General features: G+C 64.8%; 22 protein-coding genes. 11 read left to right on the top strand and 11 right to left on the bottom strand.

The genetic code is table 11. The annotated features are described in order from the left end of the window. The first annotated feature begins 86 nt into the window (after positions 1 to 86). The gene (gene typA, locus V7R84_RS12320; protein WP_338569462.1) at positions 87 to 1,937 is read left to right on the top strand and encodes a translational GTPase TypA; all 1,851 of its coding nucleotides are present in this window, start codon (positions 87 to 89) and stop codon (positions 1,935 to 1,937) included. A 37-nt stretch (positions 1,938 to 1,974) separates the two neighbouring features. Here typA and V7R84_RS12325 read toward each other — a convergent pair whose 3' ends face one another. Together V7R84_RS12325 and V7R84_RS12330 are read right to left on the bottom strand one after the other, a co-directional pair. Beyond that, positions 1,975 to 2,868, bottom strand: a complete 894-nt coding sequence (locus V7R84_RS12325) for a DUF4862 family protein (RefSeq protein ID WP_338569464.1) — start codon at positions 2,866 to 2,868, stop codon at positions 1,975 to 1,977. A 778-nt stretch (positions 2,869 to 3,646) separates the two neighbouring features. Further along, on the bottom strand, positions 3,647 to 4,087 hold the full coding sequence (locus V7R84_RS12330; protein WP_338569466.1) for a hypothetical protein: 441 nt from the start codon (positions 4,085 to 4,087) through the stop codon (positions 3,647 to 3,649). Positions 4,088 to 4,219: 132 nt separating this feature from the next. On the opposite strand from V7R84_RS12330, the gene fucP reads away from it, so the two are divergent. Next, positions 4,220 to 5,500 carry an L-fucose:H+ symporter permease gene (gene fucP / locus V7R84_RS12335; RefSeq protein WP_338569469.1) on the top strand — a complete coding sequence of 427 codons (1,281 nt, stop codon included), beginning with the start codon at positions 4,220 to 4,222 and terminating at the stop codon, positions 5,498 to 5,500. Then, the gene (locus V7R84_RS12340) at positions 5,497 to 6,492 is read left to right on the top strand and encodes a substrate-binding domain-containing protein (protein ID WP_338569470.1); all 996 of its coding nucleotides are present in this window, start codon (positions 5,497 to 5,499) and stop codon (positions 6,490 to 6,492) included. Before fucP ends, V7R84_RS12340 begins: the two co-directional genes overlap by 4 nt. A 151-nt stretch (positions 6,493 to 6,643) precedes the next feature. On the opposite strand, the gene V7R84_RS12345 is transcribed toward V7R84_RS12340, so the two are convergent. Then, positions 6,644 to 6,826 carry a hypothetical protein gene (locus V7R84_RS12345; RefSeq protein ID WP_338569471.1) on the bottom strand — a complete coding sequence of 61 codons (183 nt, stop codon included), beginning with the start codon at positions 6,824 to 6,826 and terminating at the stop codon, positions 6,644 to 6,646. A gap of 76 nt (positions 6,827 to 6,902) precedes the next feature. Here V7R84_RS12345 and V7R84_RS12350 point away from each other — a divergent pair, with 76 nt between their 5' ends. Both V7R84_RS12350 and V7R84_RS12355 read left to right on the top strand, forming a co-directional pair. Further along, the gene (locus tag V7R84_RS12350; RefSeq protein WP_338569474.1) at positions 6,903 to 7,814 is read left to right on the top strand and encodes a LysR family transcriptional regulator; all 912 of its coding nucleotides are present in this window, start codon (positions 6,903 to 6,905) and stop codon (positions 7,812 to 7,814) included. A gap of 17 nt (positions 7,815 to 7,831) precedes the next feature. Beyond that, on the top strand, positions 7,832 to 8,464 hold the full coding sequence (locus V7R84_RS12355) for a SatD family protein (protein WP_338569477.1): 633 nt from the start codon (positions 7,832 to 7,834) through the stop codon (positions 8,462 to 8,464). A 33-nt stretch (positions 8,465 to 8,497) separates the two neighbouring features. Here the strand turns inward: V7R84_RS12355 and V7R84_RS12360 are convergent, their stop codons facing one another. Beyond that, entirely contained in the window at positions 8,498 to 9,124 is a 627-nt protein-coding gene (locus V7R84_RS12360; RefSeq protein ID WP_338569479.1) for a hypothetical protein, read from the bottom strand. Positions 9,125 to 9,225: 101 nt separating this feature from the next. Next, the gene (gene ppk2 / locus V7R84_RS12365) at positions 9,226 to 10,161 is read right to left on the bottom strand and encodes a polyphosphate kinase 2 (protein ID WP_338569482.1); all 936 of its coding nucleotides are present in this window, start codon (positions 10,159 to 10,161) and stop codon (positions 9,226 to 9,228) included. 86 nt (positions 10,162 to 10,247) lie between these two features. On the opposite strand from ppk2, the gene tpx reads away from it, so the two are divergent. Then, positions 10,248 to 10,742 carry a thiol peroxidase gene (gene tpx, locus V7R84_RS12370; RefSeq protein ID WP_338569484.1) on the top strand — a complete coding sequence of 165 codons (495 nt, stop codon included), beginning with the start codon at positions 10,248 to 10,250 and terminating at the stop codon, positions 10,740 to 10,742. Between the two features lie 111 nt (positions 10,743 to 10,853). Here the strand turns inward: tpx and V7R84_RS12375 are convergent, their stop codons facing one another. The 3 genes from V7R84_RS12375 to V7R84_RS12385 all read right to left on the bottom strand — a co-directional run bounded on the left by V7R84_RS12375 (position 10,854) and on the right by V7R84_RS12385 (position 13,291). Then, positions 10,854 to 11,714, bottom strand: a complete 861-nt coding sequence (locus V7R84_RS12375; RefSeq protein WP_338569486.1) for a ribokinase — start codon at positions 11,712 to 11,714, stop codon at positions 10,854 to 10,856. Between the two features lie 129 nt (positions 11,715 to 11,843). Next, entirely contained in the window at positions 11,844 to 12,779 is a 936-nt protein-coding gene (locus tag V7R84_RS12380; protein WP_338569487.1) for a folate-binding protein, read from the bottom strand. Further along, the gene (locus tag V7R84_RS12385) at positions 12,776 to 13,291 is read right to left on the bottom strand and encodes an FABP family protein (RefSeq protein ID WP_338569490.1); all 516 of its coding nucleotides are present in this window, start codon (positions 13,289 to 13,291) and stop codon (positions 12,776 to 12,778) included. The genes V7R84_RS12380 and V7R84_RS12385 overlap by 4 nt, the downstream gene beginning before the upstream one ends. A gap of 166 nt (positions 13,292 to 13,457) precedes the next feature. Between V7R84_RS12385 and dtd the strand changes: the two genes are divergently transcribed. After that, positions 13,458 to 13,895: a D-aminoacyl-tRNA deacylase gene (gene dtd / locus V7R84_RS12390; protein ID WP_338569492.1), complete on the top strand. Its 438-nt coding sequence runs from the start codon at positions 13,458 to 13,460 to the stop codon at positions 13,893 to 13,895. A 61-nt stretch (positions 13,896 to 13,956) separates the two neighbouring features. Here the strand turns inward: dtd and V7R84_RS12395 are convergent, their stop codons facing one another. Then, positions 13,957 to 14,670: an NADase-type glycan-binding domain-containing protein gene (locus tag V7R84_RS12395; protein WP_338569494.1), complete on the bottom strand. Its 714-nt coding sequence runs from the start codon at positions 14,668 to 14,670 to the stop codon at positions 13,957 to 13,959. 336 nt (positions 14,671 to 15,006) lie between these two features. Between V7R84_RS12395 and V7R84_RS12400 the strand changes: the two genes are divergently transcribed. Genes V7R84_RS12400 through V7R84_RS12415 form a run of 4 tightly spaced genes read left to right on the top strand, consistent with a single transcriptional unit; the run spans position 15,007 to position 20,362 of the window. Then, positions 15,007 to 17,292 (top strand): ROK family protein, encoded by a 2,286-nt coding sequence (locus V7R84_RS12400; RefSeq protein WP_338569496.1) that lies wholly within the window; start codon positions 15,007 to 15,009, stop codon positions 17,290 to 17,292. A gap of 25 nt (positions 17,293 to 17,317) precedes the next feature. Then, on the top strand, positions 17,318 to 18,571 hold the full coding sequence (locus V7R84_RS12405) for an extracellular solute-binding protein (RefSeq protein WP_338569497.1): 1,254 nt from the start codon (positions 17,318 to 17,320) through the stop codon (positions 18,569 to 18,571). A 14-nt stretch (positions 18,572 to 18,585) separates the two neighbouring features. Further along, positions 18,586 to 19,524, top strand: a complete 939-nt coding sequence (locus V7R84_RS12410; RefSeq protein ID WP_338569500.1) for a sugar ABC transporter permease — start codon at positions 18,586 to 18,588, stop codon at positions 19,522 to 19,524. Next, positions 19,517 to 20,362, top strand: coding sequence for a carbohydrate ABC transporter permease (locus tag V7R84_RS12415; RefSeq protein WP_338569503.1), 846 nt, complete (start codon positions 19,517 to 19,519; stop codon positions 20,360 to 20,362). Before V7R84_RS12410 ends, V7R84_RS12415 begins: the two co-directional genes overlap by 8 nt. Positions 20,363 to 20,412: 50 nt before the next feature. Here the strand turns inward: V7R84_RS12415 and V7R84_RS12420 are convergent, their stop codons facing one another. Beyond that, positions 20,413 to 20,775: a type II toxin-antitoxin system VapC family toxin gene (locus tag V7R84_RS12420; RefSeq protein ID WP_338569505.1), complete on the bottom strand. Its 363-nt coding sequence runs from the start codon at positions 20,773 to 20,775 to the stop codon at positions 20,413 to 20,415. Further along, a complete protein-coding gene (locus V7R84_RS12425) occupies positions 20,772 to 20,978 on the bottom strand; it encodes a type II toxin-antitoxin system VapB family antitoxin (RefSeq protein ID WP_338569508.1) in 207 nt (68 codons plus the stop codon). The genes V7R84_RS12420 and V7R84_RS12425 overlap by 4 nt, the downstream gene beginning before the upstream one ends. Between the last annotated feature and the right edge of the window lie 8 nt (positions 20,979 to 20,986).

The following is a 20,986-nucleotide window of genomic DNA, read 5'->3' on the forward strand; positions in this document are numbered from 1 at the left end:
GCCCGGGGCCGTCTCATGCCAAGGACACGGGTTTCCGGGGCGTACACTGTCCCGCGGCCCTGCCACCAACCCTTCGAGGAGCCCGCATGCCCATCCGTCATGACCTGCGCAACGTGGCGATCGTCGCCCACGTCGATCACGGGAAGACGACGCTCGTTGACGCCATGCTGTGGCAGTCGGGCGCCTTCCGGGAGGGCGCCGACGTCAACAAACGGGTCATGGATTCCATGGACCTGGAACGCGAGAAGGGCATCACGATCCTGGCGAAGAACACCGCCGTGCGACACCGGATGTCCGACGGTCGGGATGTGACCATCAACATCATCGACACTCCCGGCCACGCTGACTTCGGCGGCGAGGTGGAACGGGGCCTGGAGATGGTCGACGGCGTGGTGCTGCTGGTCGACGCCTCCGAGGGTCCGCTGCCGCAGACCCGGTTCGTGCTGCGCAAGGCCCTGGCGAAGAAGCTGCCGCTGATCGTCGTGGTCAACAAGGTGGATCGTTCCGACACCCGGATCTCCGCGGTGGTGGAGGAGACCTACGACCTGTTCATGGACCTGCTCGACGACGACGCCTCCGACGCGCTGGACTTCCCGATCGTCTACGCCTCCGCGAAAGCGGGGCGCGCATCCCTGAACCAGCCCGCCGACTCCGAGATGCCGGACTCACCGAACCTGGAACCACTGTTCGAGACGATCCTGGAACACGTACCCGCCCCCTCCTACGAGGAGGGCGCTACCCTCCAGGCACACGTGACGAACCTGGATGCCTCCCCCTACCTGGGCAGGCTGGCGCTGTGCCGAGTGGTGGCGGGTGAGCTGAAACGCGGCCAGCAGGTGGCGTGGTGCCGTCATGACGGCAGCGTCCAGGACGTGAAACTCACCGAACTGCTGGTCACCGAGGCCCTGGAGCGCGTCCCGGCAGAGTCCGCCGGTCCCGGCGACATCGTCGCCATCGCGGGCATCCCGGAGATCACCATCGGAGAGACCCTCTCTGATCCGAACGACCCGAAACCGCTGCCGCTGATCCACGTCGACGAGCCGTCGATCTCCATGACCATCGGCATCAACACTTCCCCGCTGGCGGGCAGGTCGGGCAAGCACCTGACTGCTCGGCTGGTGAAGGCGCGGCTGGAGCAGGAGCTGATCGGCAACGTCTCGATCCGGGTGAAACCGACCGACCGTCCCGACACCTGGGAGGTGCAGGGCCGCGGTGAGCTGCAGCTGGCGGTGCTGGTGGAGATGATGCGGCGCGAGGGTTTCGAACTGACCGTGGGCAAACCGCAGGTGGTGACGAAGGTCATCGACGGGAAGGTGCACGAACCGATCGAACGCCTCACCGTGGATGCCCCCGAGGAGTTCGTTGGCGTAACCACCCAGCTGATGGGGTTGCGTCGCGGTCGCATGGAGCAGATGGTCAACCACGGCACCGGCTGGGTGCGCATGGAATTCCTGGTGCCGGCGCGCGGCCTGATCGGGTTCCGCACCGAGTTCCTGACTGAAACCCGCGGGACCGGGATCATGAACCACGTCGCGGAGGGCTACGAACCGTGGGCCGGGGACTTCCGCACACGCCCGACGAGTTCCCTGGTGGCCGACCGCACCGGCGTGGTCACCTCCTACGCGCTGTTCAACCTGCAGGAGCGGGGCACTTTGTTCGTCGGCCCGGGGGCCGAGGTGTACGAAGGCATGATCGTCGGCGAGAATCCTCGCCCCGACGACATGGACGTCAACCCCACCAAGGAGAAGAAGCTCACCAACGTGCGTTCCTCCACCGGCGAGGAACTGGAGCGCCTCATCCCGCCGCGCCTGATGTCGATGGAACAGCAACTCGAATTCTGCGCCGCCGACGAATGCCTGGAGGTCACCCCCGCGGTGGTGAGGATCCGCAAGGTGGTGCTGGGCCAGAAGGACCGAGCCCGCCTGAAACGCAGCTGACGCGTCTCTTCTCGAAGCCGGTTGAACCGCGCCGAGCTCAGTCCCGGGGTTTCAGCAGGTCGACCACAGAGGCCACGACCTTGAGCCTGGTCTCGACGTTGGCCCCAGCCGGGGCCTTGACCCTTGCACCCAGGTAGGCAACCCGGTCGCCGGCGCTGGAGACGCAGTCGGTCACACGCTGCGGGGTCATCAGCGAGGTCGGCTCGTCGATGGACAGAGGAAGGTGAAGATCCGTCCACGCCCTTCCCCAGCGGGTGTCGATGGCCGCAACACCGGAGAACACCAGGCCGCGCAGCCGTCCGGCCTCGGCGAGGATCTCGACGTGTTGGCGGGGGCGGTCGGGATTCTGCCATTCGAGGGCGGAACTGCCCCAGCTGATCGCGAATCCACAGTCATCGGCGACAGCAAGTTCGGTGATGAGGCTGAGGAATCTCTTGTCTCCGGGAAAGATCGGCGAGTAGGCGTCGCAGTGCTCGATCACAATCTCCGCCCGGAACCTGTCGTCGACCTCCAGGTCGGCGAGGGAACGATGGAAGGCGTCAGCAGATGCCCTCATCCCCGGGGCCGAATGGACGTGAACGAACGAGACGGTTTCTTCCCCGGTCAGCTGGTTCAGATCCTCAGCTGCCTGCCGCACCTCGGTGATCCACTCGACGGCGGCCCGCCTCCCCTGGTCGTCGGTGGAGGCCAGTCCGAAGGCAGGATCATCGGCGAGGCGTCTCACCGTGCCGGGAAGGGCCGTGACGACGCCATGCCGAAATCGGCCACGGACTTGGGTTGCAAACCAAGCCGGATCCTCATGAATGGAATCCGCATAGGGAATCTCGAGCGCCGTCGCAAGATCTCGCTCCGCCAGTCCCGCGTAGAAACTCTCCTGATCGCCCCGTTCACGCGGCATTGTGGCATGGGCACTGACGATGATTTCCGGCATGGTTCCTCCCCCTCATAATGAACAGCCGAAGAGTACATTACACACTCGGTTCAGGGGTAGCGCCGAGGCGGTGTTCTCGCCTCATTGCACGATGCAATGGATCACACTTCCCGGAGCCACCAGCCGAACTTCCTCCTTCTGGAAGAAACACCACGAGACCGCGAAACAAAGAAGAGAATTAACGAAATGGAGTGTCACGCCTTTCAAGGACAGCGCAGAAGAGCAGAGGAAAGCCGACAGCGCGGGGTACAGTCCACGACACATCGACACTCACGCTCAGTAGAAATTTCAACCACCAGGCCGTGTGCACGCCTCCAGGAACCGGCGCTCGGATTCCATGGACATGCCGCCGCCTGAAGGCGTTGCGTTCCGGATGCTACGCACAGCCGGGAAGGGGCGTACCAGAAACCCGGAAATGCCATGAAAAACTTGCTATCCCGGTGATGCAATGAAACCTTTTCACGGCCATCTTCACACCCTCCAACCCCACCCACACCGACCGTCATACCCCGTCAACAAAGTTCGGGGTTGACCACACTTTTTGAGGCTCACGACACGTCTCAAAGAAAGTTCACGCGCACCGCTTGATCCATGATGAATACATTCTCACCCATACGAACACGCCTGCCATGGCATCGTGAGCGACACGAACACCTTTCGGTTTATTTCTGGCACATTTCAACACGGCTTGCCGAACCGCCGTGACAACTGTTGGACCTGGTTTCCCGAGGGCCCAACACATCAGACATCACGGATCAGCTCCACTCTCCGAGCCGACTCAGCCCGCCGTGAAAGAGAAACCCACCACCACTGCCCCCGCCCACAGCGACGCCCACAGCAGACTGGCGAGGGTTCCTATGATGAACCGCTCGCTCTTGGCGGTGTCGGGGGTACGCAGCTCCGGGTAGCGACCGAATCCCTTGACCACCATCACCACCCCGATCCCGGCGGGGAAACCCGCGACGATGCAGGCATAGGTTGCGGCGCGTTCGAGCAACCCAATCCAGCGCCCTCCGGGCAGCTCTTTCTCGGCCTTGACCAGCCGGAGATCTATCAGTTCCGGACCGCCCTCCCCCTCCTCGGCGGCCTCACGTCGTTGGGCCTCACGCCGGGTCTGCCAGTCCACCAGCCTGAAAAACCCGCGCACCACCGGTGTGCCCGCCGCCGTGGCCAGCAGAAAACCCAGCACCACCACCGCGACCCGCGAGTACGTCTCCATGTCACCAGCTTCCCACCCAGCACCGACAATTTCATGGACCAGAATTTCCACCAGACCATGGGAAAACGTCCCTGACCGGAGTTAGACTGACGGAACCCTACAGGGCGACGACGCCCGGAAACAGGAGGTCACATGGCCGCCCCGTCAACCCAGCAACGCCCTGCGCTGGTAGCAAAGGAGTTGCGTGTTCCATTCCTGCTGCTTCTGCTGTGCTTCGCCGCCTGGGGCACGGCAGCCAACCTGACCGACGTGTTGGTGGGTGTGTTCCGGAGCATCTTCACCATGACCATCCTCGAGTCGTCGCTGGTGCAGTTCGCGTACTACGGCGCCTATTTCCTGCTGGCGATTCCGGCCGCGATGATCAACCAACGATTCGGCTTCAAGGCCGGCCTGCTGACCGGCCTCGGGCTGGCCGCGATCGGGGGGTTCCTGTTCCTCCCGGCGGCCAAGACCCTCACCTACGCCATGTTCCTGCTGGCGTTGTTCACCCTGGCGGCGGGGCTGTCCATCCTCGAGACCTCCGCGAACCCCTTGGTGATCGCGATGGGCGACGAGGCGACCTCCACCCGGAGACTCAACCTGGCACAGGCCTTCAACCCGATCGGCGCAAACCTCGGTGTGCTGATGGGCGCGGTGTTGATCCTGCCGCACCTGACTCCCGAGACCGCGAAGTCCATCATGAGCGAGGAGGAGGCCCTCGCCGCGCAGGAGGCCGACCTCGGTCTGGTGCTCGGCCCCTATCTCGGCATCGCGGTGGCGCTCGTGGTCATCTGGCTGCTGATCGCCTTCCGCCGACTTCCCCTGCCCCCGCAGGAAGCCGCCCCCGAGGGAGGCAGCGGGCGTTTCGGACGTCTGTGGGGCAACAAGCTGTACCGCTACGGCGTGGCCGCGCAGTTCTTCAACGTGGCCGCCCAGACCTGCGCTTGGACCTACACCATCATCTACGCGCAGGACGTGGTGGGCACATCCCCCGAGGCGGCCGGCTGGTGGCTGCAGGGCAGTCTGCTGCTGTTCCTGGTGGCCCGGTTCGTGATGGTCTTCGTGCTCGGCATCGTGCGGCCGGCGGTGCTGCTGCTCATCATGGCGCTCTTCGGGGTGGGGTGCTGCCTGACCTCGATTCTCGTGTTGAACATCGTCGGTTTGATCGCGGTGGTGTGTATCTCGGCGGCCCTGTCGCTGATGTTCCCCACCATCTACGGCATGGCCCTCAAGGGCCTCGGAGACGACGCGAAGTTCGGTTCCGCGGGCCTGGTGATGGCCATCCTCGGCGGCGCCCTGATCCCGATGGTCCAGGCCCGCGTGATGGACGTCGCCGGATCGGCTGTCGGCTTCGTCGTGCCAGCCGTGTGCCTGGCGTTCGTGGCCGCCTACGCCGCCTACGACATGCTCCGCACCCGGAAGGAGGCATCATGAAAACCCTGTCGAAGTGGCTGGCCGCCACCCTGGCCGTCGGCATCACTGCCGCCCTGGGGGCCTGCGCCGACAACCGGCCACCAGTCAGCATCGGGCTCATCACGAAACAGGAGACGAATCCCTACTGGGTGACGTTGCGCACGGTGGCCGAGGATTCGGCCCGCAAGGCCGGGGCCACCCTCACCACTGCGACGGGCAGCAGCGACGTCGACGTTGAAGCGCAGCGCACGGCCCTGAAGGAGATGGTGGACAAGGGGGTCAACGGCATCCTCATCACCCCGACGAACTCGACCGCCCTGGCCGCCGAGATCCAGGCCGCACGCGACAAGGGCGTCACCGTGATCGCCCTCGACACCCCCATGGAGCCGCAGGAGACCACGAACGCCTACTTCGGCACCGACAACAAGCGGGCCGGGGAACTGATCGGTCGCTACGCCCGGGCCAAGAGCGACGAACTCGGGTTGAGCCCGCAGATCATGATGCTGAACCTTTCACCCGGCATCACCTCGGGTGAGAATCGAAGCGCCGGTTTCCAGGAGGGCTTCAACATCCCCGCCGACTCGGGCTGGGTGGTGGAACAGGCCAACATCGAAGGAGATCGGGGCCTGGCACAGCAGGCGATGACGGAGGCCCTGACGAAGAACCCGAACATCAACGTGGTCTACGCGGTCAACGAACCCGCCGCGCAGGGCGCCGTCGACGCGTTGAAGTCGGCGGGCAAGGATCTGGCGAAGACCGTGGTGGTCGCCGTCGACGGTGGCTGCGAGGCCATGAAGAATTCGGTGCGCCCTGGAGACATCGACGCCACGGCCATGCAATTCCCGCAGAACATGGCACGCGAGGGTGTCGAGGCAATCGTTGCGAAGGTGCGGGAGGGACGCGAACCATCGGGCTACCTTGCTACTGGCACCGAATTGGTCACCGGCTCACCCGCACCGGGCATCACGGTGAAGAACGTCGAATACGGCGTGCGTACTTGCTGGGGCGGCTAGGAGGAGCCGCGAGTGCCGTGATCGGAGACGGCCCGTGTCGAATCCTTCGCGCGGGCCGCGCGCCCCTCACCGCCCGGCTCAACCAATCTCACACACAGCTGCGGGCCGGTTCGCATGTCACGATCCGGCCCGGCAGAGAAAAATCGAGGGGTCAGTGGGCGGTGGCCCAGTCACGTCCGGGCCAGCTCACCTCGGCGTGCTCGGAGGTCTCGGAGGTATGGATGATGGCGGGACGAGCCGTCAGGGTCGGCATCACGACCACAGCGCCGCGGGTGGCGGGGTAGACACCGAACTCGGAGTCGAGGAAACGGTTGAGGAAGTTACGGATGCTCATGACTCCATGCTGCGTCGTGATATCCCATGCGTCCAATACTTGTTTGTAAGATAATCCATGCGGCTAGGTTATAAATATGGATACGAACGTTCTCCGCTGGTTTCAGCTCGTTGCCGACGGCGCCACCGTCACCGAGGTGAGCGAGCTGGAGTGGACCTCCCAGCCCGGGGTCTCGCGGGCCCTGGCCAGGCTCTCCGAGGAGGTGGGCGCCCCCCTGCTGCGGCGCGAGGGGCGCGTCCTGCGCCTCACCCGCGCCGGAGCGACGTTCAAGCACCACGTGGACGCGATGCTCCACCAGCTCGACGACGGCCTGGCCGAGGTTGCCCAGCTGATGGACCCGGAATCAGGAGTGGTCACCGTAGCCTTCCCACACTCGCTTGGGGAGTGGCTAGTGCCCGGGATCGCGGCTGGCTTCCTGAAGAAGCACCCCGACGTGCAGCTGGAGCTGAGCGCCAGGCATGACGAAACCACCCCGGCCACCGGGACCGGATCGGAGATCGACCTGGAACTGACCACGCTCAGGCCTCACGGACGAGCCCACCACTGGCGCGGACTGCTGCGCGAACCACTCCGCCTGTTGCTGCCCGAGGGACATCCACTCGCCGCCGACACCGCCCCCATCCCCCTCGCTCGGCTCGGCGGGGAATGCCTCATCACGATGCGCAAGACCTCACAACTGTGGGTCGTCACCGACTCCCTGCTGTCTCGTCACGGAATCGAACCCACGGCGGGACTCGTCGCCGACGACCTCCCCACGCTCTACGGCTACGTCGCGGCAGGGCTCGGGGTGGCGCTGGCCCCTGGTCGCCTCAGAGCCGGGGTGCGGCTACAGCGCCTCGCGGAGGACGATGCCTTCCGGGAGATAGGGCTGAGCTGGGCGACCGGTCGACGCATGCTGCCGTCGGCCACGCTGTTGAGGGACCACATCCTGGGACTGGCGAAGTCGCGGCGCCTGCCACGCCCCCCAGAAGAGAGTAATGAAGGGTAGCCCTTAAGATCTTTCATATGAAGGGTTTTCCTGAATGCGTGGCTCTCCTGGGAGACGTGGTGCGTTCCCGGGACTCCGACCGGGCGCGCGTTCACGAGGCCCTATTGAAAGCCATCGCCGCCTGCAACAAAGCCCATCCGCCCCTGGATCCGCTGCGCGTGACCGTCGGCGACGAGATCCAGGGCGTCTACGCCACCCTCGGGCAGGCCGTGGCGGCGATGTTGATGCTGCGCGACGAACTACTGGGAACCGCGGAGGTGCGCTGCGGCCTGGGCGGCGGGGACGTGCAGGTCATCGACGCGAAACGTGGCATCCAGGATGGGTCGGCCTGGTGGAAGGCCCGGGAGGCCATCGAACGCGCGGAGGCCTTGTCCCGGCAACCCGGGAACCGTACCTCCCGTACCGCGCTAATCGACACCCGCGCCGTCGCGAATCCCCTCACCGATCCCGCACTTCGCATGGTCGATGCCGCACTGGCCTCCCTCAACCCGGGGGTCCGACGAAGTTGGGTGCATCTTCGGGCAGGCAAGGACAACGCCACAGCTGCGAAACTCGAAGGGATCACCCCGTCGGCCAACTCCCAGCGCATCAACGACCACGGGCTGCGTCCCCTGGCTTGCCTGGTCGAGACCCTGGTCGCTCTTCCCTGACGCGAGTGTCCCCAGGTCTTGGGCCCGACCCGATCACTTCCAGGCTTCGTAGAAGGCCCTGCTGATCTCCGCCAATTCTTCCAGCGTTCCGCCCGGACCCATCGTGGTCCTCCCGACGCCGCCGTGCACCTGGGCGAAGCACTCGTATCCCTTGAATTCGTTGGTTCCGCAGACGGTCTTCCCGATGGTTCGCACTTCCTTCAGGTCCTTGGTCTGCGCTTCGACCGAGCCTCCCTGCATGTAGCCGATGATGAAGAATTTGTCCCTCTTCGCCGTCCAGTAGGTGACGAGGGAGTCCTTGCCATCCGCGGCATTCTTGGTCTCAAAATCGCCGAACTTCCTCGGCATGACGGGGACCACCTGTTTGCTGCCCGTACGCGTCGGGATAGGCGTGCCGCTCGCCTGTGTGGGCATCGTCGCCGTTGCGCTGGAAGCGCTGGTCTCCGGAACGAGGGTGTGTTCTGTGTGCACAGGCGACTCCACAGGCGTGGTGGCCGCGGGGTCAGCGATACCCTGTCCCTCCCGGAGAATCCACCAGAACCCGAAAGCAAAGCCGCACCCCAGGATCAGGAAGAGGACGACGATCAGACCGACGTTGCTTCCCTTCGACGACTGCGGAGGCATTTCCTGACCCGCCGCGGGCCGCTGGTTGTCGCTCATCTTCACCTCCTGCGACTCATGGTAGATGCCGGGCCGGGATCATTGCACTTTCGTGGGCGGTGGCCACTCCCGACGGCGATCGGAACCACCACCCGGAACCGTCAGTCCTCGTTCTCATCGGACTGGACTATCTCACCGTCGGCGTTCTTCTTCGCCCACTTCTTACGACCCCGCTGCACGATCAGCGGATCGGTGGGTTTGATCATCGACGGGTCCTTGCCGTCGTAGTCGTGAAGGTCGAGGAACAGGCGCATGGCGTTGAGACGGGCACGTTTCTTGTCGTTGGACTTGATCCGGTACCACGGTGCGATCTCGGTGTCGGTCTGTTTCAGCATGGCAGTTTTCGCCTGGGTGTAGTCCTCCCAGCGGTCGAGGGATTCGAGATCCATGGGTGAGAGCTTCCACCGCCGCACCGGATCGAGCTGCCGGATCGCGAACCGGGTGCGCTGCTCCCGTTGAGTGACGGAGAACCACAGCTTCGTCACGGTGATCCCCGACTCGATGAGCATCCGTTCAAAGAGCGGCGCCTGCCTCATGAAAATGCGGTACTCCTCGTCGGTGCAAAAACCCATCACCCGCTCCACACCGGCACGGTTGTACCAGGAACGGTCGAACAGCACGATCTCCCCGGCGGTCGGGAGGTGTTCGATGTAACGCTGGAAGTACCACTGTCCACGTTCCTTCTCCGTGGGTTTCGTCAAAGCAACGACCCGCGCTCCACGAGGGTTGAGGTGCTCGGTGAAACGTTTGATCGCCCCACCCTTGCCTGCGGCGTCACGCCCCTCGAACAAGATGATGTGCTTGGTGCCATTGTCCTGAGCCGAGTACTGGAATTTCAACAGTTCGATCTGCAGCTGACGTTTCTCTGCCTCGTACCTGTCGCGCCCGAGAAGGGTGTCGTAGGGGTATTTGTCGCGCCAGGTCTCGACGGCATCACCGAGCGGATCGATGAGGTACTGGTCCTCGCCGTGAACATCACCAACGGTGTAGCCCTCGTTGCGCACCATGTCGATGAATTCACGCAGGTTCTGATTCATGCACCAAGCTTGGCACGTCGCCCACTCGGTCACCTCCCGCGTCCGTTTTCCTTTGAATCGGGGCCGGGATCGGCAATGATTCATGCATGACTGATATCACCCTGAACGGCACCCCCGTTCACACCCACGGTTCGTTGCCCACCGTCGGCACCAAGGCCCCGGAGTTCTCGCTGGTGGGCAACGACCTGTCCCCCGTCACCCTCGCTGACTTCGCCGGCTCCCGGTTGATCCTCAACATCTTCCCCTCCGTCGACACGGGGGTCTGTGCCATGAGCGTGCGTACCTTCAACGAGCGTGCCGCGGGGCTGGAGAACACCACCGTGTTGTGCATCTCGCGTGATCTGCCTTTCGCGCAGGCACGTTTCTGTGGCGCCGAGGGCATCGAGAATGTGGCGGTCGCATCCGATTTCCGCACCACCTTCGGCGAGGACTACGGGGTAACCATGATCAGCGGTCCCCTCGAGGGGCTCCTGGCCCGTGCCGTCATCGTCGTCGACGAGAAGGGCACCGTGGTTCACAGCCAGTTGGTTCCTGAGATCACGACAGAACCCAATTACGAGGCGGCCATCGCCGCTCTCTGACCCGTTCAGGGCGCCACGAGCAGAAAAATCGGTTGCCCCGAGACCTGTTCACGGACGCTCGTGGATCTGCTCAACCACCTTCGGAGAAACGCCCGCTCGCCGGCTGCTCGCTCAGTCGGCGGGTGGGCGGGCCCCCGACCACGTGACGGCCTTCGCGGCACACCTGTTCGCCGCAGAGGCCGCCGCCACCACCGCGTCGCCCCGAGCCAGACGAGCCGCCAGGACACCAACGAAGGTGTCCCCCGCTCCAGTGGCGTCGACGACCTGCTCCACGACCACCGGCGGGATCGCGTGCACCTCGGTTCCGTCGTCGACAAGAGCACCGCGTTCCCCGAGGGTCATCACGACGCTCCGGGCACCGGTTCGTTCCCGCAGCCGGCGGAGCAGCTCGGCACCGGTCTCATCCGAGGTCGTCAGCTGCGCCGCCTCGTGTTCGTTGACGACGAGGGGATCCGCGGCGCCGTACCAGGGTGGCGGGCTCTCGGGCGCGGGGGCGGCGTTGATCACCAGCCGCGCCCCGGTGCGGGCGGCGAGTGCGACCGCTTCCTGCTGAGCAGCCGGTGGTATCTCGTTCTGCGTCACGACGACCCGGGGTTCGACGTCACCGACCGGAAGAGTGACGTGGGCGTTGGCTCCCTGGACGACGACTATCGTGTTCTCCCCCCGCGAATCCACCTGGATGAATGCGGTGCCGGTGGGAACGCCGGTCAGCCGCCGCAACCACCGGGTGTCCAGGCCCGCTCCGTCAAGGGCCGCACCCTGGCGACCTCCTGCATCGTCATCGCCGACGGAACCGACCATTGCGACCCGAACCCCGTCGCGGGCCGCGGCGACGGCCTGATTGGCCCCCTTGCCGCCGCACGAGAGCGCGAACTCGGAGGCCAGGAGCGTCTCCCCGGGGCCCGGGAGCCGCTCCACGGACACCACGATGTCCTCGTTCACGGATCCCACGACCAGCACATCGATACCCATGTCCCACCTTCCGTATCACCCTGTTGACCCGCTTCGCTGTCCCAGCATGTCACGAGAACCTCGTTCAGTCGTTTCGCTGCGCCCGGATTCGAAACGCCGCGCGGGTGTCTCGTACGCGAGGCCTGAGCCTCAGCGCAGGGTGGCGCGGAAGTGCAGACCCACCTCCGGGTCGACGAGGACTTCCTGGGCCGCGGCGATCCCGTCGACGGTGAGGGTGGCATCGAGGGGGGTGGCCCGTTTCACCAGGGCCAAGGCGATCGGTCCCAGTTCATGATGGCGGGCGGAGGAGCCGACAAACCCCACCGACCTGCCGCCCACCTCCAGCGCGGACCCGACGGCGGGCAGCGCCTCAGCGGTGCCGTCGAGGTGCAGCAGCGTCAGACGACGGGGCGGACGACCCAGGTTGTGGACGCGCGCCACCGTCTCCTGGCCGCGGTAGCAGCCCTTGTCCAGATGGGTGCCGAACAGGCCGATCTCGTTGGGAATGGTGCGGGCGTCGGTGTCGACGAAGATCCTCGGTGTTCCCGAGGCAATCCGGTGCGCGTCGAAGGCCCAGGTCCCGGCGGGCCTACCCTCGGGCAGTGGCGCATCCGCGGGACGGAACACCTCGCGGCCCCCTAGCGCGGGGCGGTGAATCCACTCGCCGGGGATCTCCACGTCGTTGCCGACCCAGGCCAAGCGCAGGTCGTCGCGGGGACGCACCTCCACCCGCATCGTGAAACGCATTGAGGTCAGGAAATCCACCAGCGCGGCGGCGCGTCCCGGTTCGGTCCAGGCCAGCATCCGCGTCCCATCGTCCACGCCGGCCAGGACGTGTTCGACGTGCCCGTTCGGCGAGAGCACCAGCGCCTCGACGGAGCTGCCTGGTTCGAGGGATTCGAGGTGCTGCGAGGTGAGCGAGTGCAACCAGCCAAGCCGGTCCGCCCCGGTGATCTCCAGGACGTCGCGGTTGGACAGGTCCACCACCGCCTCCCCGGCCTCGATGGCGCGCGCCTCCGCGACCGGGTTGCCGTGGTGCCAGACGAGACCGGCATCCACACCGTCCTCGACGAGAATCGCGCTCACTGTTTCGCCAGGCGCGCCCACATGTGGGGTCGCAGATCGTGGTCGGCGGTGGAGCGGTCGAGGGCGTACATCAGATCGCCCTCCACCTTGCCGTAGAGCCGCTGCCCGGAGGTGTGGCTGACGGCGGCACCCTCGGTGCGCACGACGGCGTCGGTGAGCAGGTCGATGCGAGTCACCTGGATCTTGCCGACCAGCACCTCGGTCCAGCCGTCGGAGTTCGTGAGTGTCACCTCGAGGGATGCGTCGCGTTTCGGCCTCCAGAAACCGGTTTCCATGCCGAGCGGCTGATCGAACTTCCCGTCCTCACCCATGCCGAAGACCTGGGAGACGTAGAACAGATAGGCACCGCCGTTATGGGTGAACTCGATGCGCTGCTCGAAGGTGAAATCGTTGCCCTCGTGGTCGGTGCCGTTGCCGGAGCCCTCCCACACGCCGACGAGCCATCCGAGCGCCACCAGCTCCGGATTGAGACCCTCCGGCACCTCGATGTCGATGTTCTGGAAACCCTCCACGCTCAGTCCTTTCGTCCCTTGAACCCGCGCAGCAGCTTGGTTGCAGCCAACGCCAGCGCGGCGACCGCGATCCCGGCGGCGGCCACCGCGAGCACCCACGCAGTGATCATTCCCACGAACCGCAACCCTACCTGTCACTCACCGGACAACGTGGTAGACAGCACCTATGCGTGCTGTCATCACCCGGGTGTCCTCCGCCAGTGTTTCCGTTGACGGGGAGGTGGTGGGCGAGCTACCTCGCCCCGGTTTGCTGGTGCTGGCCGGCGTCGGTCGCGACGACGACGCCGCGGCGGCGAAGACCCTGGCCGCGAAGATCTGGGGGCTGCGGATCCTGCGCGACGAGCTCTCGGCCAGCGACGTCGACGCCCCGATTCTGGTGGTCAGCCAGTTCACGCTGTTCGCCAGCACCCGGAAGGGACGCCGTCCCGGCTGGTCGAAGGCCGCCCCGGGGCCGGTGTCTGAGCCGATCGTCGAGGCCCTCGCCAGCGAGCTGGAGGCTCTCGGCGCCACCGTCGAACGCGGTCGGTTCGGGGCCGACATGCAGGTGACCTCGGTCAATGACGGCCCGGTCACCATCCTCATCGACACCGCGAACTGGGAGTGACCCCACCGATAAAGCAGGCAGGGCACACGCGGGACCAGCGGGTCCGCTGACGTGACACCCCTCAGCCGCGGCCCAGGAACTCCACGCGGGAGACGACGACAGCGTTGGCCTCAGTTTCCGAACCTTCGGGGTCGGTGGTGGACAACACCGTCATGAGAACCTCGTCGGTGACGCTGGGTGGGAATCGCACTTCCTGGGCCCCCGGTTGGCTGATGTCGAGCGGCTGCACGGTCCAGGAGCCGTCGGAAAAGGTCCAGCGCACCGCCGTGATCTTGCGACCCCTCCGGTAGGCCTCATCGGTGGTGTCCCCGTTGATGATGCGCACCCCGACCAGTTCCGTTCCGGGCAGGAAACCGAAGGTGACCGCCTCCCCGACCCCACCACCGGGGCAGCGCCAGGCGGTCTCGGCCCGGGCGTCCACCAGCGCAGAGGCCCGGTCCTGTCGGTCCTGTGAGCACTCCCCGGTGGCTCGGGCGGCAGCGATGGAAACCACGGCCCCGTCATACGGGGTCAGGTCGAGATTGCTGGTGACCGACGGACTGGGGCTCGGTAAGGAATTCTCGCTTTCCGGTTGCATGATCAGCCGCGTCCCTATGACCCCGACCAGCGCCGCCGCGACGCAGCTCACGATCACCAGGCGCAACGAGACCCAGTGGGGCCTGCGTTCCCCGCTGCCCATGGAAGCGGATGACCCGTCACCCGACGCGGTGGCACGCACGTCAGAGGATTCAGAGTTGGTCTGCCGGAAATACTCGTCGGGCAGGCGCTTTGACATGCGGTCATGCTACGCCGTCACACCGCACCATCACGACACCCGACCAAAGCCGCTGATCCTGTTTCCCTGGCCGGAAAGCCACAGTGCGCTCTCCCTGCCCACTCACTGCAAGGCGTCAGGGACACCTCACACCATTCGCCGAATCTTCCACGAAACGCGACGAAAACTTCCATTTGACGGGAAAAATACGCAGGCGGAACGAACACCAGCGGTCGAGACATATCCAGAGAAAACCCTCACTTTAATTGTTTTCTTGACTATCTACCCCTCTCCCCTCTACCCTCGATTTGTTCAGCTTGATACTTACGAAAGTATCTTGAGAAAACGAGGTCATTGATGCCCGCAAGCATTCACCACAGTAGGCAAGGCCGCCTGGCCGGCGTCTACGAGGCCCTCGTCGCACACCCGAACGCCACCGTCAGTTCGCTGATGAAACGGACCCGCCTGTCGCGTCCCACCATCACCACCCTGCTCGATTCCCTCACGGAGCTGGGCCTGGTCGCCCCCCAGGGAGCGGAGGGCAACGTCGGTCGCCCCGCCGAAACCTGGGCTCCCCGCAAGGACGCCGGGGTGGTCATCGGCGTCGACCTCCTCCACCGCAGCGCGCTGCTGGCGGTCGCCCGCCTCGACGGGGAGATCATCGATACCGACCACAGGTCCGATGTCAGCGTGGATTCCTCGGCCCGGTTCACCACCCTGCTGGACCTAATCAGCAAACACATCACCGAGGGCACCGCGGGCCCGCCGCTGGCGATTGTCGTCTCCACCACCGGCACCGTGGACCTCGACGGTCGCCTGATGCGCAGCGATGCTGTCCCCCAGTGGGAGGGTTTCGCCCTCGGTCGCGAACTCTCGCAACGCCTGCACCTGCCGGTGCGGATCGAGAACGACGTGAACGCCTCCGCCTTCGGGGAATTCGCCCTGCGCTGTGGCGATGGTTCCCTTCAGCCCACCGATGACCTCCTCCTGATCGCCCTGTCGCGGGCCATCGTCACCGGCCTCGTCATGGGAGGCGAGCTGCACCGGGGAAACCGACACAACGCGGGCGAGGTGGGGTTGCGCATCATCGACGAGTCCGGTCCGGCATCGGGGAACCTGGCGCGCGCGGCGGAGAGCATCGGAACCGTCTCTGCGGTCCTCGATCCCGCATGCATCGTTTTGTCCCTGCCGAACCGCGAGTCTCCGGGCATCCTCGCCGAGATCATCGATCACCTGCGCATCAACCGCGAGTCGAGTGCAGCCGAGCTGAACCTCCAGGTTTCCCGGCTCGGGCAGGGAGCCGCAATCGTCGGTGCTCTGTCGCTCGCCCTCCGGGAGGCCAGGACCGCTCTTTTCGGCGAGTCCACCCGGCTGATTCCGATTCCCAAGGAAATCGGCCACATCACGAGAATCACAGCGAGAGGAATCCATTCGCCAATGTCCATGGCACAACCGGCGGCCTCGGAGCGCGCCACGCTGCGTATCGGCGTGGTCGGGGTGGGAGCCCGGGCCGACATCGCCAAACATTTCGAGCTCCCGAGGCTCAACTGCCGCATCACCGCCGCCGCTGATCCGCACCCAGATGCGGAAGCACGTCTCCCACAGCGTCTCGGTCGCAGCGATATCAAACTGACGCGCAACGTCACGGAGCTGATCGCCGAGGGCATCGATGCGGCCCTGGTCACCTCCCCCGACGACACCCACGCGAAGATAACCTGCGAGCTGCTCCGGGCCGGGATTCCCGTCTACGTCGAGAAACCCCTGGCGACCCGCATGGACGACGCCATCGAGATCCTGCGCACCGCCTACGAGACCGGAACGAAGCTCTACGTGGGGCACAACATGCGGCACATGGACGTGGTGCGTTCGATGCGAGACCTGATCCGCCGCGGCGCCATCGGCGAGGTGAAGGCGATCTGGTGCCGTCACTTCGTCGGCAACGGCGGCGACTACTACTTCAAGGACTGGCACGCCACCCGCGAACACGCCACGGGTCTGCTGCTGCAGAAGGCCGCCCACGACCTGGACGTGATGCACTGGCTGGCCGATTCTCACACCACACAGGTCACCGCCATGGGTGGCTTGACCCTCTACGACCGCATCACCGATCGCCAGGATCGTTCCGGGCAGCTGCTGGGCGACTGGTTCGACATGGAGAACTGGCCGCCGCTGTCGCAGAAGGGCCTCAACCCGGTGGTGGACGTCGAGGACATCTCGATGATGCTGATGCAGATGGAATCGGGTTTGTTCGCCTCCTACCAGCAGTGCCACTACACCCCCGACTACTGGCGCAACTACACCGTGATCGGCACGGAGGGTCGCATCGAGAACTTCGGTGATTACGAGGGTGGCCACATCAAGCTGTGGAATCGGCGCCACCTCTACGACCCTGAGGGCGACGCCCGGTTCCCGATCAAGGGCGACGACAAGGGACATGACGACGCCGACGTCCTGACGATCAGCGAGTTCGTCTCCTTCATCACCGACGGCACCCCGACCGACACGTCCCCGCTGGGCGCCTGGTATGCCGTCGCTGCGGCCATCACCGCCACCGATTCCCTCCGCAACGGCTCTTCTCCCCGGGACATCCCGGAGCTGGACCCGGACATCGTCACCTACTTCACCAACAACCAGGTCAAGTGACCACTGATCAAAAGGAGAGAATCCGATGAAGCGTCGCACCTTTCTGGCAGCCGCCTCGGTGCTCGGAGCGGCGTCCACCCTGTCGGCCTGTTCTGGACAGGAGAAATCCGGCGAGGAGCTGAGCAAGGACACCAAAGCTGAGCTGACCCTGTTCTACTGGGACAAGAACCAGGCCCCCACCGTCGAGGCCAACATCCAGGCCTTCACCAAGGAGTACCCGAACATCACGATCACCCCCTCGGTGGCGGCCTACAAGGACTACTGGACCAAGCTGCGCACCCAGGCCGAGGGCGACCAGCTGCCCGACGTGTTCTGGATGAACGGACCCAACATCCAGCTCTACGCCTCCAATGGGATGCTCGCCGAGATCGACGACCTCAAGGACGTCGCCTGGGACAAGTACCCGAAGGCGCTGGTGGATCTCTACACGGTGGAGGGCAAGAAGTACGGCGTCCCGAAGGACTACGACACCATCGCCTGCTTCATCAACAAGGAGATCTTCGCCAAGGCCGGGGTGCAGGTGCCCACCGGGGAGTGGACGTGGGAAGAGCATCACGCCGCAGCCAAGGCCATCGCTGATGCCCAGGCCGGGTTTGGTGTGGTCGTGGGGCTCGACGACGCGCAGTCCAGCTACTACAACACCATCCACCAGGCCGGTGGATACGTCATCAAGGACGGCAAGTCGGGCTTCGACGATCCGAAGAGCATTGAGGGCGTCCAGTACTGGGCGGATCTGGTCAAGGACGGCTCGATGCCTGACATGCAGGTTCTCGCCGACACCCCCGCGAAGCAGCAGTTCCTCAACGGTCAAGCCGGTATTTTCTGGTCAGGTTCCTGGATGGTGAAGGAACTGCGTCGACAGTTCACCGGCGACGAGGTCGTCGTGGTCCCGCTGCCGAAGAAAGAAACCCAGGCCACCATCATCCATGGTCTGGCCTACGTCGCCTCGGCGAAGTCGAAGAACCTCGCTGCCGCCAAGGCGGTGGTCAGGGCGTTCAGCAGCCAGGCGGCGGCTGAGACCGAAGCGGCCAACGGCACCGCGATCCCGGCTTTCAGCGGCACCCAGGCCAAGTGGCTGGAACAGGCCCCCAGCTGGAACATCGACGTGTTCACCAAGGCCGCAGAGACCTACGCGGTGCCCTACCCGGTCTCGAAGAACACCTCCGCCTGGGCCGACAAGGAAACCAACCTCAGCGAGGTGTTCACCGGCAAGGTGACCGCCGAGGAGGGCTGCAAGAAACTGGCCGCCGAGATGAACACGGCGCTTGGCCAGGAGTGAAGGAGTAAACGAAAATGACCGTCGACAGGAGTGACGGAGCGAAGGCATCGTACTCCCGGCGACGTCGCGTCAACCCGATGTCGGCAGGGGCCTGGCCCCTGCTGTTCATCGGGCCCCTGATGCTCGGCGTCCTCATCTTCTACTATTTTCCGATCATCGGAAATTTGTACACGTCGCTGACCAGGAGCAATGCCTTCGGCGGCGATCAGAAGTTCGTCGGGCTGGACAATTATTCCTCCCTTTTCTCCCGCCCTGATTTTCCCTCCGCGATGATCAACACCCTCTTCTACACAGCCGTGGTGCTGTTGGCTGTGCCGATCTCGGTGGTGATCGCGTCGCTGCTGGAACTTCCGGGCTTGAAGGGACGCGCCGTCTACCGGGTGTTGTTCTTCATGCCCTACCTGGCGATGCCGGTAGCGATCGTGCAGGTGTGGCGGCTTTTCTACAACGGCAACTTCGGGTTGTTGAACCAGATGCTGAAGACCATCGGGATATCGGACCCGCCCTACTGGCTGTCAACCCCCGGGGTGGTCATGTTGGCTGTCGCGATCTTCGGGATCTGGGGGTCGATCGGGTTCAACGTCATCATCCTCTCGGCAGGCCTGAAGGCGATCCCGAAGGAACTTTACGAGGCGGCTCAGATTGACGGGGCCAGTTCCTGGCACCAGTTCAAGAGCATCACGGTCCCGCTGCTGACGCCGTCGATCTTCTTCCTGACGATCATGCAGGCCATCGGCGGGTTCCAGCTGTTCGATGCCCTCTACGCGATGCTGGGCGCAGGCAATCCCGCCGCCAACTCGTCGCGGTCGCTGGTCTCGTTGTTCTACCAGGAGGCCTTCATCAACAACAACCGGGGGGCCGGGGCCGCGGTTTCTATCCTGATCCTCGCGCTCGTCGGCGTAGTGACGGCAATTCAGTTCTGGGGACAGAAGAAGTGGGTGCACTATGTCTGATCGACCGCGCAAGGGCATGCACAAGCAGAGCCGCCTTCTGCCCGCCCACATCGTTTTGACCCTCGGCGGGTTGACCATGGTCTTCCCGTTCGTGTGGCAGGTGCTGATGTCGCTGTCGACGAACGCCGAGATCCAGGCGGTGCCCCCGCAGTTCCTCCCGGCCTCACCGCAGTGGGGCAACTACGCGGAGGTCCTTGCCAGGATTCCTTTCCTGTCGCAGTTCTGGACGTCGTTCCTGATCACCGCGCTCCGCACGGGAGCCCAGCTGATCCTGTGCTCGATGGCCGGTTATGCCTTCGCCCGGATGCAGTTCAAGGGTCGCAACGTGCTGTTCGGGTTGCTGCTGGCGATCCTCATGATTCCCAGCCAGGCGTTCCTGATCGCCCAGTACCAGATCATCAAGGGCCTCAACCTGCTGGAGACCCCGTGGGGCATCGTGTTGCCGGGCCTGTTCTCGGCCTTCGGGACGTTCCTGATGAGGCAGGCGTTCATGTCGCTGCCGAAGGAGCTGGAGGAGGCGGCACGCCTGGACGGCTGCAACCCCTGGCAGGTGTTCTGGAAGGTGATGTTCCCGCTGGTCAAGCCCAGCCTGTTCGCCGTCGCCATCACGACGGTGCTGTGGAGCTGGAACGACCTGTTGTGGCCGCTGATCGTGACCACCCGCGAGTCGAACATGCCGCTCAGCGCCGGCATCGCGACCTTCGCAGGCCAGCACACCTCCGATTGGAACCTCATGATGGCTGCCTCCGCCATGGCCATGGCGCCGATCTTCGTGTTGTTCTTCTCCATGCAGCGCAAGGTCATCGAGGGGCTCGCTACCTCCGGTTTGAAGGGCTGAGCTCTTTCCGAGGCCCACTCAGTGGGCCTGTGAGGCAATCCGCCGGGTTTTCACTCGAAGGCGATCTCCAGTTCCTCCGCGACCTTGTGGAGGCGCTTGTCGCGGGTCCACAGGCACGCCCCGGGCACCACGAGAACAGAGCCGATGAGACTGACGTCCACCAGGCTCAGGCCTCGGCCCCACAGTCGCCTGGAATCGACGAGGTGCAGCAGCTCATCGTCACGGAGGCTAGGGAATCGATACAGGTTGGACAGGTATGACGTGCGCACCGAACGGGCGGGCATGGAACTCAGCGACAGCTCCCCGATGACCATGGCGTGACAGCCCGCCTCGTCGCCGCGCAGCAGGCGCACCAGGCGCAGGTCGCTGCGACGGAAATGGTCGATCCAGACGGAGGTGTCGACGAGGATCACTTCGCGAGGTCCCCGATGTCCCGGGTCCGTGACGAAGCCTGTGCGTCTGGTTCAGTACCGCCGAGGGCGGCCAGCCGGCGGGCGCTCTCCACGCGGATCAACGTCTCCAGGCCTTCACGAAGCAGGACGGAGCGTTCCTTGACACCGGTCAGTTCCTGGGCGCGCGCCACCAGATCGTCGTCAATGGTAACGGTGGTTCTCATGAGTCGTC

Origin of the sequence: Arachnia propionica (assembly GCF_037055325.1) — a bacterium.
Lineage (GTDB): Bacteria > Actinomycetota > Actinomycetes > Propionibacteriales > Propionibacteriaceae > Arachnia.